12 protein-coding genes are annotated in these 14,496 nt (G+C 44.2%); 9 read left to right on the top strand and 3 right to left on the bottom strand.

Annotated elements, in window-relative coordinates:
- Window positions 1-294 precede the first annotated feature (294 nt).
- Genes RH46_RS12420 through RH46_RS12410 form a run of 3 tightly spaced genes read left to right on the top strand, consistent with a single transcriptional unit; the run spans window position 295 to window position 3,910 of the window.
- Window positions 295-2,115, top strand: a complete 1,821-nt coding sequence (locus tag RH46_RS12420) for a fimbria/pilus outer membrane usher protein (protein WP_006879816.1) — start codon at window positions 295-297, stop codon at window positions 2,113-2,115.
- A complete protein-coding gene (locus RH46_RS12415; protein WP_040895739.1) occupies window positions 2,112-2,849 on the top strand; it encodes a fimbria/pilus periplasmic chaperone in 738 nt (245 codons plus the stop codon). Before RH46_RS12420 ends, RH46_RS12415 begins: the two co-directional genes overlap by 4 nt.
- An 8-nt stretch (window positions 2,850-2,857) precedes the next feature.
- The gene (locus tag RH46_RS12410; protein WP_006879814.1) at window positions 2,858-3,910 is read left to right on the top strand and encodes a hypothetical protein; all 1,053 of its coding nucleotides are present in this window, start codon (window positions 2,858-2,860) and stop codon (window positions 3,908-3,910) included.
- 147 nt (window positions 3,911-4,057) lie between these two features.
- Here RH46_RS12410 and malK read toward each other — a convergent pair whose 3' ends face one another.
- Window positions 4,058-5,176, bottom strand: coding sequence for a maltose/maltodextrin ABC transporter ATP-binding protein MalK (gene malK, locus RH46_RS12405; protein WP_006879813.1), 1,119 nt, complete (start codon window positions 5,174-5,176; stop codon window positions 4,058-4,060).
- A gap of 655 nt (window positions 5,177-5,831) precedes the next feature.
- On the opposite strand from malK, the gene malE reads away from it, so the two are divergent.
- The 3 genes from malE (at window position 5,832) to malG (ending at window position 9,565) form a co-directional block, all read left to right on the top strand.
- Entirely contained in the window at window positions 5,832-7,013 is a 1,182-nt protein-coding gene (gene malE / locus RH46_RS12400) for a maltose/maltodextrin ABC transporter substrate-binding protein MalE (protein ID WP_006879812.1), read from the top strand.
- Window positions 7,014-7,088: 75 nt separating this feature from the next.
- Window positions 7,089-8,663, top strand: coding sequence for a maltose ABC transporter permease MalF (gene malF, locus RH46_RS12395; RefSeq protein WP_006879811.1), 1,575 nt, complete (start codon window positions 7,089-7,091; stop codon window positions 8,661-8,663).
- 11 nt (window positions 8,664-8,674) lie between these two features.
- Window positions 8,675-9,565: a maltose ABC transporter permease MalG gene (gene malG / locus RH46_RS12390; protein ID WP_006879810.1), complete on the top strand. Its 891-nt coding sequence runs from the start codon at window positions 8,675-8,677 to the stop codon at window positions 9,563-9,565.
- A 336-nt stretch (window positions 9,566-9,901) separates the two neighbouring features.
- Here the strand turns inward: malG and RH46_RS12385 are convergent, their stop codons facing one another.
- Complete coding sequence (locus RH46_RS12385; RefSeq protein ID WP_006879809.1) at window positions 9,902-10,147, bottom strand: hypothetical protein; 246 nt, start codon at window positions 10,145-10,147, stop codon at window positions 9,902-9,904.
- A 123-nt stretch (window positions 10,148-10,270) separates the two neighbouring features.
- A complete protein-coding gene (locus RH46_RS12380; protein ID WP_006879808.1) occupies window positions 10,271-10,756 on the bottom strand; it encodes an acyl-CoA thioesterase in 486 nt (161 codons plus the stop codon).
- Between the two features lie 289 nt (window positions 10,757-11,045).
- Here RH46_RS12380 and RH46_RS12375 point away from each other — a divergent pair, with 289 nt between their 5' ends.
- The 3 genes from RH46_RS12375 to RH46_RS12365 all read left to right on the top strand — a co-directional run bounded on the left by RH46_RS12375 (window position 11,046) and on the right by RH46_RS12365 (window position 14,317).
- Window positions 11,046-12,818 carry an amidohydrolase gene (locus RH46_RS12375; RefSeq protein WP_006879807.1) on the top strand — a complete coding sequence of 591 codons (1,773 nt, stop codon included), beginning with the start codon at window positions 11,046-11,048 and terminating at the stop codon, window positions 12,816-12,818.
- Between the two features lie 103 nt (window positions 12,819-12,921).
- Window positions 12,922-13,128, top strand: coding sequence for an FxsA family protein (locus RH46_RS12370; RefSeq protein WP_006879806.1), 207 nt, complete (start codon window positions 12,922-12,924; stop codon window positions 13,126-13,128).
- Window positions 13,129-13,147: 19 nt separating this feature from the next.
- Window positions 13,148-14,317: an alpha/beta hydrolase gene (locus tag RH46_RS12365; RefSeq protein ID WP_006879805.1), complete on the top strand. Its 1,170-nt coding sequence runs from the start codon at window positions 13,148-13,150 to the stop codon at window positions 14,315-14,317.
- The last annotated feature ends 179 nt before the right edge of the window (window positions 14,318-14,496 follow it).

Raw genomic sequence — 14,496 nt, 5'->3', positions numbered from 1 at the left:
AACTTTAGCTTAGAAGAAAATCTACTGATTGGCGTAGAATAAAGTTATTACAACGCGTTCAGAGACATAAAAAACGATTGTTATTTTATCGGTCGTGAACAATACACAAAAGCAGATCTTTCTATCGATAATCTGTCCTTAGAACTCGCCATACCTCAGTCCTATTTTTCATCTACTGACAAAAAAGAGGGCAGCGCATGGGAGCAAGGGAACTTTGCCGTTCGTAGTAATTATTTTGCAAATATTTCAAAAAGTAATAACGGTAGTGACCCGTACTATTTTGCAAATTTAGATATGAAGGTAAATGCGTTAGGTTGGTATGGGCAATTAGATAGTTACTTATCACAAGATAGGCTTGATATAAGTAGCTTAATAATCACTACAGCGGTGGAAGAGCTGGATTCAGAACTCACGTTAGGTCAGACCTGGACAGGAAACAGTATACATCAGAGCTTTGGATTTGTAGGTCTTCAACTCGCCTCTGACTACGATATGAAGCCGAATTCAGAGAAGAGATACTCACCTGTTGTTACTGGCGTCAGTGAAGAAAATGCCACCATCACGATTAGCCAGTCTGGAGTGGTTATTTATCAGACCCGTCTTTCGCCTGGGCCATATAGGTTGGAAGACTTACGACCTGTCAGCAATGGTGATTTGATTATCGAGATTGAAGGGGATTCAGGCAAGTCTTCGGTAGAAACTGTCCCGATGTCTGTACTGCCTCAAATGGTAAGACCCGGCGTCTTTGAATACGATTTGAGTGTTGGGTTCGTCAACTCATCCTTTTCTGACATCAACAAGCACCTAGATAATGATAGGCTGTTTATGAGCTACAACTTTTCACGTGGTCTTGATGACAGCACTGTCTTAGGTAGTTCTGTTTTGTCTGATGGCTATTTCCAGTTTGGTGCTAAATATATGCAGCCGCTCGGTTATCTGGGAACCATTGGCTTGACGGTGTCGCGCTCTCAGTCGAAAGATATCGAACAACAATGGATATCTGGATATTCGTTTAAAGCGGAATACGCAAGAAGCATTACCTCTGACGTTGACTTTAACTTATTGAGTTATCGATATCAGAATAAGGATTATGTCGATTTCTCTGATTACCAATCAACTAAGAGCAGCACGTTTAACTCAAAAGAAAAGTATGAGGCGCGGCTCAGTTCTCGCTTCGATCAAGGTTCCATCTCTAGCTCGATGTGGAAGGAGTCTAACTGGGAGGGGATAGAAACAATGGGTTTGAACTTAACTGGCTCGGTTACAATTGGAGAAAATACGATTAGCCTTTCTTCTAATTTCAGAGATACAGGTTTGTCTGATATTAGCTTATCTTTGACGGTCCCATTAGATTACTCATTTAGCAAGATGGCGAGCTTTTCTAGTTCATATTCTGCTGAAAGTGGTGAGCTGTTTTCCTCTGCGTCATCAGCGATAAATATAGATGAAGATCTGTCAATGTTTGCCAGTGTAGATCGATCTGTTAATGGCGTGAATGTATCAGTAAACAGCAGCATAAAGACAGACAAAGTTAACTACAGCATTGGCTTTACCGGAGATGATGAAAGTAATTTATCGGTCAAATCTTCCGTAAGTGGCTCGGTTCTCTATACCAATAATACAGGTATTATTTTGTCTACGGTGAGGTCTAATACCATTGGTATAATTGATCTAGACGGGCTTGCTGGGGTGAAAGTAAAAGGGACAAGCACTAACACTGATGGGTTCGCTGTTGTACCGCTCTCTCCATATAGAGAGAATTATATTTCCATCGACAGTAATAATATATCTGGTGATATTGAGATATCAAGTTCCTCTGTAATATATAAGCCGTTAAAAAACTCTGTGTTATATCGAAATGTTGACTATTCGGTTATGAGGAAATATAACATCATCGTCGAAAACTCGGATGAATTTGTCAGCATGAATAACCTTGATATCGTTAATGATCGCAACGAAAGCGTAGGATATATGTATCAAGGTATGATAGTCGCTGCAATGAAAGAAACCTCTGAATATTTATCTGTCTCAGTCGATGGCGTCAATAAATGTACTATTAATTTGAATGACATCAACGCAAATGCAGACACCATATATAAGAAGGAATGCCAATGATGAGGATGACTGTATTATTTACACTACTTCTATTATCTCAAACTGCGCAATCTGCATTTGTTCTTAACTCAACTCGTTATATCTATACCGAGGCTAATAACTCTATCCCTATTGAGGTGTCGAATAAGTCAGAGCGAAAGTATGGAGGCCAGGTCTCTGTCTACTTAGATGGAACTGAGTCAGATCAAATTACCACCGAAACACCGGTAGTGCTGCCTTCGCCACCAGTGTTTAAATCTGGGCCTAACTCAAAGCAACGAATTAACCTTAGAATGATAAATAAGGAGGCATTACCGACAGATCGAGAGAGTTTATTCTGGCTGAATGTACTGGAAATTCCGATGTCTACTCGTGCATCCGGGGCTAGTGGCAACTCAATTGCTTTAGCGATGAACATAAAGGTGAAGCTCCTCTACAGACCCGACGCTATCTCTGAGCAGCGACAGGATGCAGAGTCTCAGATATTTTACAGAGCAAGTGATAATAAACTTACGATCGTCAACAAGTCCCCATTTTATTTTGCAATATCTCAGCTTGAAATTGATGGTAAGAGTATCTATCCAACAGATGAGGTAACCAGATCTAATTTGCAGAAATTATCTCCATATAGCGCTGTTGATATTGGGGATATACAAGTCAGAAAAGGTCAAGATGTTATTATTACTTCCATCGATGACTGGGGAGCAACTAAACAGTACACACTTGTTCAAGAATTGGTCGAAATAACCAGGTAATATATGTCATGAAAATTAGATTGGAAATCAGGACACTTTTTTTTGTGATTATTAATTGCTTAACTATTAATAGCGCTTACGGGATGTGTTCAAAAAATGTAAATGATGTTTCCTTCATTGCAAATAACCTAAGTTATCAAAGTGACATTTCGGACTTTAACCGTCAGTCTAGAGGCGTCCCGTTAAAGATCATAACGCTAACGTCAACACGAGCAACTGACCGCAATGATGGTACAACGTTTCAATTATTCTGTGATAGCAATGCAAATAGAACATACTTCTTTTGGGCTCAGGGGAACTTAGTTGGTGGTGCTGGTCATTTACTGAATCCCATTGGCACATTTCGCCCAGCGGATGGTGATTGGTATGGCTATAAGCTAAACGAATATGTCGCAGTTGGCGTTTATGCGAATATAAGCCGATTCGAGCAATACTTTACGATTAGTTGCTTGTTGAATACTAATATTCAAAGAGCCAGTTGCCCGGATACCAACGGCTTTCGTGGTGTACATCCCTTAGGTCTGGTCATTCACTTATATAAGATCAAAGACCTTCCTGCTAATAGTTCTGGCTTTGCTATAAACCGAAGTTATTCCGTAACATATGGAGTCCAACCAAATCCGGATAACTATCCATTCGGCGTAAGTACCGGAAATGTTGCAGTTAACATTGCTGTCTCCGGGAGTGTTACAACGCCAGATATCAATGTAAATGATTCTCAGCCTGTCCATTTTGGTGGCGTTGTTGGAGATGAGGTGCAAAAAGAGATATCAATTAAGGTGACGAGTAATAACAGTTCTACACTTTCTAGCAGCGATTATTCGATTAGTGTAACCACGCCTAACCGACGTGATGAGAGACGCGGACTTATTGGTCCTATTGAATTCTCGTTATTAAGCAATTCTAACCCTTTGCGTGTTGATGGAGACACTTCAGAACTGTGGTGGCCTGATCTCCCGCAAAATTCAGAGGTAGAAATACCGTTAAAACTGAAGTTTGATATTGCAGGTGACCCGGGGCAGTACAACTCGTATATAACATTTGAAACTTCTATTCCCTGAGGCGATGAGGGGGATACCACGCAGCTCTTGCTTATCCTTAGTGTCATGTAAGGCGTTAGATGATTATTTGAACGACGTTTCATTTACTGATTGGATATAAAACAAAAAGCCCCTAATTAATAGGGGCTTTTTTAGTTTGTCGATGGCTTACTCGAACTCTAAGCCAGCTTCCTTAAACAAGCGACGGCAGGCTTTACCATCGCTGTGGAATAGGTGACAACGGTGAGCTGGAATACCGACAGACAGTTTGTCTCCTGGCTCAACAGCAAGTGTATCAGGCTGACGATAGATCATATCCGCATCCGCAGCATCAATGTGTAGATAAGCTTGAGTTTCGTTACCCAGTTTTTCTACGATGTTCACTTCACCCTCGATGGTTGCGTCACCTTCGTTAGCCGGTAGTAGATGCTCAGGACGAACACCCAGAGACATACGCTCGCCACGAGTCACAGTGGTTCCGTCTACTGGAATCCAGAAAGTGGTGCCGTTAGCCAGCTGTACCATGACGCGATCTTTCTCCACCGCTTCAATAAACACACTCATAAAATTCATCTTAGGTGAACCGATAAAGCCTGCAACAAAGCGGTTTTCTGGGTAGTGGTATAGCTCCAGTGGCTTACCTACTTGCGAGACAAAACCTGCATCCAGCACTACGATCTTGTCTGCCATTGTCATTGCTTCTACCTGATCGTGAGTTACGTAGATCATGGTGCAGCCAAGCTTGCGCTGTAGCTTTGTGATCTCAGAACGCATTTGAACACGTAGCGCAGCATCAAGGTTTGACAGAGGTTCATCCAACAGGAATACGTTAGGTTGCGATACTAGGGTACGTCCAATAGCGACACGCTGACGTTGACCACCGGAAAGCGCTTTTGGTTGACGCTCCAGTAAGTGGCTCAGCTGTAGGATTTCTGCAGCATGTTCAACGCGTTTATCAATTTCACTCTTATCCGCTTTGGCAAGTTTAAGGCCGAAAGACATGTTGTCATAAAGGTTTAGGTGAGGATACAGGGCGTAAGACTGGAACACCATGCCGACACCACGCTTTGAAGGTTCGACATCATTCATGCGCTCATCGCCAATATAGAGATCACCTGAAGTAATATCTTCTAGGCCAGCAATACAACGTAGTAGGGTAGATTTGCCACAGCCTGACGGACCAACAAATACTACAAATTCGCCTTCCTGGATGTCTAAGTCGACATTCTTTGAAATCAGCAAATCACCGTAAGCTTTACATACATTTTTTAACGTGACACTCGCCATCTAGCTCGTCCTCGATCGATTTTATATTTTACTGCCTATCATTATATGAATTATGGACACGGCAATAATAGTAGGAATTTGGTAAGAGGATGGATTTTTTAAACGGGTAAGAAAATATGGGTGAAGGAGTCTCTCGCGACACCCATCAAGCCAAAGTCAGATTTGCTTCCCCCGTGTAACACAAGTGTCTCCCCCGGATTAATCAGTTTCCTGAACACCTATGTCACTTGTGTACTCTTAGCAAACCCTCGCGGCGTTGTAACCAGTCGCATAAATCATGTCGTACTGGAAAGGGTTCTTACCATCCACTCTTGGATGACTGTAGTTTGCTGAAAACGGAGGCCAGCGACATCCTCCTATAGTGATTATTTGTAGGGGGAGTAGTTAGGGATGAGGGCAGGAAAGGAGTAGAAGACGTAAAGAGATCGACTTCAAATAATTGCCCGCATTTCTATTGAGTCTGATCACATTAGTGAGTGGATTTGTGACTTTTGTCGCTAACCTGTGCCGATGGGGATCACGAAAATAGTCCATAATAGCGAGGGCGTAGGGAGTAGGAGGATGAGCCTTAAGTCCGTTTAGCTGAAAATAACTGCTGAAATACGGTGAAGCCTCTGGTTGAGCCCTACAACACAAATATAAAAAGGATATGAACATGAAAAATGCCCTAAGCACAGTAGCACTTGGTACTCTTGTTGCTCTTGGCTCATTTGGTGCAAATGCTGCTATCGAAGAAGGTCAATTAACTATCTGGATCAATGGCGATAAAGGCTACAACGGACTTGCTGAGGTAGGTAAACAGTTTGAAGAAGACACAGGTATTAAGGTAACTGTTGCTCACCCAGACGCGCTTCAAGATAAATTCCCACAAACAGCTGCAACGGGTGACGGTCCTGATATTGTGTTCTGGGCTCACGACCGTTTTGGTGGTTATGCAGAAGCAGGTCTACTGGCTGAAGTAACTCCTTCGAAAGAGCTAAAAGAAGGTATCGTTGATTTTGCGTGGGATGCAGTGAAGTACAACGGTAAGCTAATTGGTTACCCAGTCGCTGTAGAATCTCTGTCGCTAATCTACAACAAAGATCTTGTTCCAAATCCACCTAAGAGTTGGGAAGAAGTTGCTGAGCTAGATGCAAAACTAAAAGCTGACGGCAAATCTGCAATTATGTGGAACCTGAAAGAACCGTACTTCACATGGCCTCTAATGGCTGCTGACGGTGGTTACGCATTCAAATATGGTGCTGCAGGCTACGACGTTAAAGATGCTGGTATTGCAAAAGACGGCGTAAAAGACGCGATGAACTTTGTTAAAGGTCTGGTCGATAAAGGTGTTATTTCTTCAGACATGGACTACTCAGTATCAGAGTCTGCATTCAACCAAGGCAAGACAGCAATGACAATCAATGGCCCATGGGCTTGGGGTAACATTGAGAAGTCTGGTATCAACTACGGTGTAACTACGCTGCCTAAATTCAACGGTCAATCTTCTAAACCTTTTGTTGGTGTACTGACAGCGGGTATCAGCACTGCTTCTCCAAACAAAGACCTAGCGGTTGAGTTCATTGAAAACTACCTGCTAACTAATGACGGTCTGCGTAAAGTGAATGACGATAAGCCACTAGGCGCTGTTGCTCTTAACTCATTCCAGCGTGAGCTAGACGCTGATAAGCGCATTGCTGCGACTATGGATAACGCAATGAACGGCGAAATCATGCCAAACATCCCACAAATGAGCGCATTCTGGGGTGCCGCTAAGAACGCTATCGTAAACGTAGTAGATGGTCGCCAAACTGTGGATGCTGCACTAGCAGACGCAGAAAAACAAATGACCAAATAATTAAGTAATACCCTTTTGAGGAGAGGGTAACCTCTCCTCCTTTTCAAAGTTTTATTATCGCTAGCAGGTTCTCTTATGCAGTCAGTTCAAGGTACAGATGTTATGTCATCTACAACAACGAGCTTGCCATCAAGTAAAAGTGTATTCATTAAATGGGGCCTTCTTGCCTCAGTCGGTATCGTTAATGGCTACGCAACCGTTCTTATGTATTCTCGTGGTGAGACCGCTTTTGCGTTGCTTACCCTTATTTTAACCGCACTGGCGTTGTACATTTTTGGTAGTAAAAAGACCTACGCGCACCGTTACATCTATCCAGGCATTGCGGGCATGATCTTATTCATCCTGTTTCCGCTTGCTTATACGGTCAGTCTTGCTTTCACAAACTACAGTGCGAAAAACCAACTCTCATTTGACCGTGCCCAAACGGTATTAATGGATCGTACCTTCCAGAGTGGAGATAGCTATCCATTTACGCTGTACAAAACAGAAAATGGTCACCGCCTCTCAGTGAAGAAGGGTGATCAACTGCTAGCAACAGATGTGTTTGACCTGGCTTCTCTTTCAGCAACTGATATGGATCTACAACCTGTTGATTCAGTTGTTGGTGAAAAAGAGAAAATCAAAACCATCATCAGTAACAAAGTCGCTCTGGGCAACTTAGATCTGCACCTACCAAATGGTGAAGATATCCGTATGAGTGGACTGCGTAAGTTTGCTGCTGTGGTGCCTTTGTACACCATGCAGGATGATGGCGAGACGCTGTACAACAACCGCACTGGTGAAACCCTGCGTCCAAATACTGAAATCGGTTTCTATCAGCCAATCGACGAAAACGGTCAATTTATCGGTTCAACCGTATCGCCGGGCTTTATTGTCGACATTGGCGCTAAGAACTTTGAACGTGTATGGAAAGATGATGGTATCAAAGAACCATTTGTTAGTATCTTCATCTGGACAATTCTATTCTCTGCCTTGACCGTTGGTCTGACCGTCATCATCGGCTTGGTTCTGGCAAGTATTGTGCAATGGGAAGAGATCAAGGGCCGTGCTATCTACCGCGTGCTACTGATTCTGCCATATGCCGTTCCAGCGTTTATCTCAATCCTGATCTTCAAAGGTTTGTTTAACCAAAGCTTTGGCGAAATCAACATGGTACTCGAAGCGCTATTTGGTATCAGTCCTTCATGGTTCTCTGATCCGCTAATGGCGAAAGCGATGATTGTTATCGTTAATACCTGGCTTGGTTTCCCTTACATGATGATCTTATGTATGGGTCTGTTGAAAGCGATTCCGGATGATCTCTACGAGGCTTCAGCAATCGATGGTGCTAACTTCTTAGATAACTTCCGCACTATTACGCTGCCGCTGATGATTAAACCTTTAACACCGCTACTCATTGCCAGCTTCGCGTTTAACTTTAACAACTTCGTCCTTATCCAGCTATTGACTCAAGGTGGACCAAACATGATTGGTACCTCTGAGCCAGCGGGTTACACCGACTTACTTGTAAGCTACACCTACCGTATTGCCTTCGAGGGCGGCGGCGGTCAAGACTTTGGTCTGGCAAGTGCTATTGCAACGCTTATCTTCCTATTGGTTGGTGGATTGGCATTACTCAACCTACGCTTCACTAAGCTGTCTCAAGATTAAGGAGTACTGATATGGCTATGGTACAAGGTAAGTCACTTAAATACCGCGTATGGGCAACGCATATCGCCCTATGGATCTTCTTGTCAGCGATTATCTTCCCACTGTTGATGGTGGTAGCGATTTCATTCCGTGAGGGTAACTTTGCGACAGGTAGCATTATTCCGGACAACCCATCTTTGGAGCACTGGAAACTGGCGCTAGGCTTCTCTGTCACCAATGCAGATGGTTCTGTTACACCGCCACCATTCCCAGTATTAACCTGGTTATGGAACTCAGTGAAAGTAGCGGGTATCACCTCAGTATTGATTGTGGCACTGTCTACGACATCGGCTTATGCTTTCGCTCGTATGCGTTTCAAAGGAAAAGATACCATTCTTAAAGCGATGATGATTTTCCAGATGTTCCCAGCTGTACTCGCTCTAGTGGCACTTTATGCTCTGTTTGATAAGTTAGGTCAGTACATTCCTTTCTTGGGTCTCAACACTCATGGCGGTCTGATTTTCTCTTACTTAGGTGGTATCGCCCTGCACGTTTGGACTATCAAAGGCTACTTTGAAACGATAGACAACTCGCTTGAGGAAGCCGCAGCACTTGACGGAGCGACGCCTTGGCAGGCATTCAGACTGGTACTCTTACCGCTTTCTGTACCGATTTTAGCCGTGGTGTTTATTCTGTCTTTCATCGGTGTGGTAGGAGAAGTTCCTGTAGCATCTCTACTACTTTCTGATGTAAACTCTTACACATTAGCGGTTGGTATGCAGCAATACCTCTACCCTCAAAACTACTTGTGGGGCGACTTTGCAGCAGCAGCAGTGTTATCTGCATTACCAATTACCATCGTATTCTTACTTGCTCAGCGCTGGTTAGTCGGAGGATTGACTGCCGGTGGTGTGAAAGGTTAATAAGAACGATAAGGGCGACCGCAAGGTCGCCCATTTGTTTCTCTGCTTAACACTTTTGGTTTGGCCGCCGATCAGTTAAGAAGAGGGCAGAACTGGCGTTACGCATAGCTGGCTGTTAGCTAGATTCCTTACTAATTAACTACTAACAGTTTTTGTAACCATTACCCGGCATGTCCGGGTATTTTTATGTCTGGATCTCAGTTACTTGCGCATTATACGAAGGGCGTGATTGAAGGGCAGGCTAGCTTACAAGTGATGCGAGGAAGTCATGATTAAGGAGTGTAACGTGGTTACGTGTTACACATAGTTGCGGCGAAACGCTCACTAATTTTAGGGTTAAAGCTCTCGGCTGGAAGGAGCACAGCCTAAATGCTGCAAAAGCACATAGATACTTTCCTGCGACAACGCGACTTTTCTAAACAGGTCGGCGAACAGTTCATCTCCACCAAAGCAGGTGCGTATGTAGTGGTTTATCTCTGCGTCACCATAGCCTTCAACATACATTGTCCGAACCCATTGATACTCTATCGCTTTCAGGTTCAGTAGCGTTGATTCACTCAATGTGGTTTGACTAAGGTTCAAGAGATATTCCTTTCGATCGTTTCTATGCTGATGGATTTAAGCAAACAAAGATGAAAGAAAAATGACAAGGGTGTGGCAGCAACGAAGAAAAATTATTGCTGCCAGCAGCTTACAGGGGGAGGGCTACTTAAGGTACTTAACGTGCGCTTCCATCTCTTCACCGATCTCTTTACGCATATTCATGAGTCGAATAGCCGAATCACGTAATTCAATATCTTCTTCGGTTTCCGGAACCCATTCTGGAACCGAGGTAGGTTTGCCTTCTTCATCGACCGCAACCATGATGACAATACAGTGAGTAGTTAGCCTGTTTTTGAGCTCTTTGGGATCGCTCGCTTGTACGTCGATAGCGATATGCATTGAGCTTCGACCTGTGTAAATCACTTTGGCACTGACTTCGACGAGGTTGCCAACATGAATCGGCTGAACAAAGCGAATCCCGCCAGCATAGGCGGTAATACAGTACTTACCGCTCCAGGCGGCAGCATTGGCGTATGCGGCTAAATCGATCCATTTCATTACGGCGCCACCATGGACTTTACCGCCAAAGTTAACATCTCCGGGCTCAGCTAGAAAACGTAGGGTGATATCTCGTTGACCATTACTCATCTGTCAATCCTTGTTGTTATAGGTGTGTTCGCGACTTGCTAGATTATTAAATAACAAAGCTGTTAATTATCTGCAACATCTATTGGAGTGTAGACGCAAAATCGTGCCGAGAAGATTGATATTGTAGTCCTAGGTGGAAATAACACGTCTCACTTCTGATACGTCAGAAGTTTGAGGTATTGCCCTACATTATTCGTTCGCTAGATGTGTATAAATAGCGCCAAATGATGCAACGAACTGGCAGAGAACAAGTTTTTCTGTCCGTTCTCGGATGAATAAGAGAGATAATATGAAGTTACTAACGGCGAGAAAAACGCGATTAGCCGCGGCTTTGTTCAGTATTACAGCGCTGTTGAGTGCATGCAGCCCAGCTGAAAAAGTAGCAGAACCTGTTAACAATGATGGCACGTCTGGCACCCTTTATCTTGGTGCTTCAGTCATTACCATGAATGATGAGCAGCCGAGAGCCGAAGCAGTTATTGCCAATGATGACGGTAAGATTCAGTTTGTTGGTAAGGAAGAAAAAGCAAAAGCACTCTACCCGACTGCAAAGGTTATCGATCTTGGTGAGCGAGTCATTATGCCGGGTTTTATAGAGCAGCATCTCCATCCATTTCTAGGTGCTTTAACCCTTAGCATGCCCGTTATTGCACCAGAAGAGTGGCAGCTGCCAGATCGAACCTGGCCTGCGGTAAGTGGTCATCAAGAGTATATTTCTGCACTGAAAGCGGTAGAAGCGGAGCTCACCGACCCAAATCAAACACTTTGGACATGGGGCTACAACAACTTTTTCCATGGTGAGTTAAACCGCGAAGTATTAGACCAGATCTCTGACACTCGTCCGATTGGGGTTTGGCACCGCTCGGCACATGAGTTTTACGTCAACAGCGCATTTGTTGAAAAATATGGTCTCAACCAACAGGATATCGATGCGTTAGGCGCTGAAGTTAAAGGCCAGTCTGATTTAGCGGCAGGTCATTTCTGGGAAGGGGGCGCGCTAATCTACCTGTTACCACGAATCTATAAAGATCTTGGCAACCAGGAAAGGTTTGAGTTTGGCCTCAATCAGATGGTTGAAATGCTTCATCAGAAAGGTGTGACTGCTTATAACGAGCCAGGCGCGTTTATCCCGCAAGAGATGACGGAAACCTATTTGAGAATATTGGGCGCTGATTCAACGCCAATGTACTCATTCTTTACGCCAGAGAGCAAAACACCATTTCTGATGAAGGGCAAAGAGGGGGTGGTTAAAGCGGTAGAAGAGGTGACTAAGACTCTGCCTGAGCAAGGTAAGGTTCGTTACTTCGACAAACAGATCAAAATTCTGTTCGATGGCGCGATTATCTCTCAGCTAATGAAGATGAAAGACGGCTACTTAGATGGTCACCACGGCGAGTGGATTCAGACGCCCGAAGACGTAGAAGCGATTACTAAAGCATTTTGGGACAAAGACTATCAGATCCTGGTCCATGTGAATGGCGATGAAGGTGTTGAGAAGCTGATTGAAATAATGAAACGACGTCAGGCAGAGTATCCGCGTGAAGACCACCGCTTTACGATTGTTCACTTTGCTAACTCAACGGATCAACAAGTGAAGGAGCTTAAAAAACTCGGTGCGATAATCAGCGTTAACCCTTATTACGTCACCGGATTTGGCCAACGTTTTGGTGAAGTCGGCTTGGGTGAGGAGCGTGCCCACGCTATGGTTCGTTTGGCAACCATAGAGAAAGAAGGCATTCCGGTTTCACTCCATTCAGATATGCCAATGGCACCGTCTGATCCGCTGCTATTAGCCTGGAGTGCGGTGACTCGCCAAACTAATCAGGGGCAGGTGCTACGTCCAGACCTTGCGTTGTCACTCGATGGCGCGTTGCGAGGCATCACTATCGAAGCCGCATATTCGTGGGGAATGGAGGATAGTCTCGGCAGCATTGAAGTGGGTAAAGTTGCTAACTTTACGGTATTAGACCAAGACCCATACAAGGTAGACGTCAATACACTTAAGGATATCCCGGTATACGCAACGGTGTTTGAGAGCAAACTATTCCCTGTCGACAAGTAATAACTACGCCCAACATTGTTGGGCGTTTTTTTCTTAAACATCCGTTCATGTTTGATTCATTTTTGTTTGGTTAAGCTGTATCTAAATTAAGAGAGGATTGATTATGAATAGAATGATTACCGGCGTATTTACGCTTTTCATCGGCTTCTTTACCCTCATAGTTGGATTAATTCTGGCGATCCCATTGACCATCGCGGCACTGATTACCGGTAAGAAAATCGAGAAAGCGATCAAAATGAACAACCCTGTATTCAACCAAGCGAGCCAAAAGAGCGCGATTGAGGGTGAATATGAAGAAGTGACTAAATAACGGATAAAGATTGGCTGTTATGAAAGGAAAACTCTCCGCCTTAGCCTGCACGATTGTTGGTATTACGATAGTAACGTTTGGCTGCAGCTCGTCTGAACCGATTGCTGCTTACCAAAAAGCGCAGTCACTACCTAGTTATCAGCAACAGAGCTTTAACCAGTATGTTGAAGAGACTAAGCAATGGTTAGCTGAAAACCGCGTGTTTATTACTGATGATAAGCAAGCGGAACTGGCTCAGGTTCTTCCCAAAGAGTACCAGCCTGCTAATCCTAATGGTCAGGGTATATTACTGGTTCACGGGCTGGGGGATTCTCCCTACTCTTTCGTCGACGTCGCAACACATCTAGCGAGTCAGGGCTATTTGGTGAGAACCATATTGTTGCCAGGTCACGCGAGTAAGGTTGGAGATTTACAGCTGCCAACAGTCGAAGACTGGCAGGGGGTTGTCGATCATCATATTGAACTGCTTAAGAAAGACACTGATGGCGTATGGCTGGGTGGTTACTCAACAGGTGCCAACTTAGTCACTACTGCCGCCCTTAAAGATGATCAAATTGAAGGATTACTACTGTTTTCTCCGGCTCTGCAACCTCATTCAAGTAGTGTCCAGTTCGCTGAAATGGCAAGCTACTTTGTGACATGGGCAGATCAGGATCCAGAAGACAATCCATTGCGTTACAACTCGCTGCCAATGAACGCTGCAGCAGTGTATTACCAAACATCAGCCGACGTCCGTCGCCAACTTGAGGCGCACAGTTACGACAAGCCAGTATTCATGCTACTCAGTGAAGGGGATCGAGTGATCAGCACTCAGTTTGCGATTGATACCTTTGCCAGCAAGATGACTAACCCGGCGAATCAACTAGTGTGGCAAGGTGAACAGGATCTCTCAGAACCTCGCTCTACACGATTTTCAATGAAATTACCTACACAACATATCTCTAATGGTTCACATATGGGGCTGCTGTTTTCTCCTGACAATCCAAACTATGGAATTTCTGGTAGCCAGCGAATTTGTAGTAATGGACAAGGTGAAGAGGCAGAGAAGCTTTGCCCGACGCAAAGTGATATCTGGTATTCTGCGTGGGGTTATGTTGAACCGGGTAAAGTCCACGCGCGGCTGACATACAACCCTTATTTTGAACAATCAATGAACCTTCTCGACAAAGTGATGCAGTCAAAGTCCTGATTGATAGGTCTTACCCCTGATGATCAAAAAAGCCACCTTCATAAAATGAAAGTGGCAACTACGGGGGATTATTATAGGTATAAGTGTTGTGGAGTTTTGCTCCTGAGAAGCTAGGAGCGATATTTAGTTCAGTCCGACTCTATCAACGAGAAGGAGAAAAGAGCCAGACTGAGTTATCC

Source organism: Vibrio brasiliensis LMG 20546, assembly GCF_000189255.1.
GTDB classification, from domain to species: domain Bacteria; phylum Pseudomonadota; class Gammaproteobacteria; order Enterobacterales; family Vibrionaceae; genus Vibrio; species Vibrio brasiliensis.
Note: the sequence above shows the minus strand (reverse complement) of the source record. Positions and strands in the feature narration are given on the sequence as shown.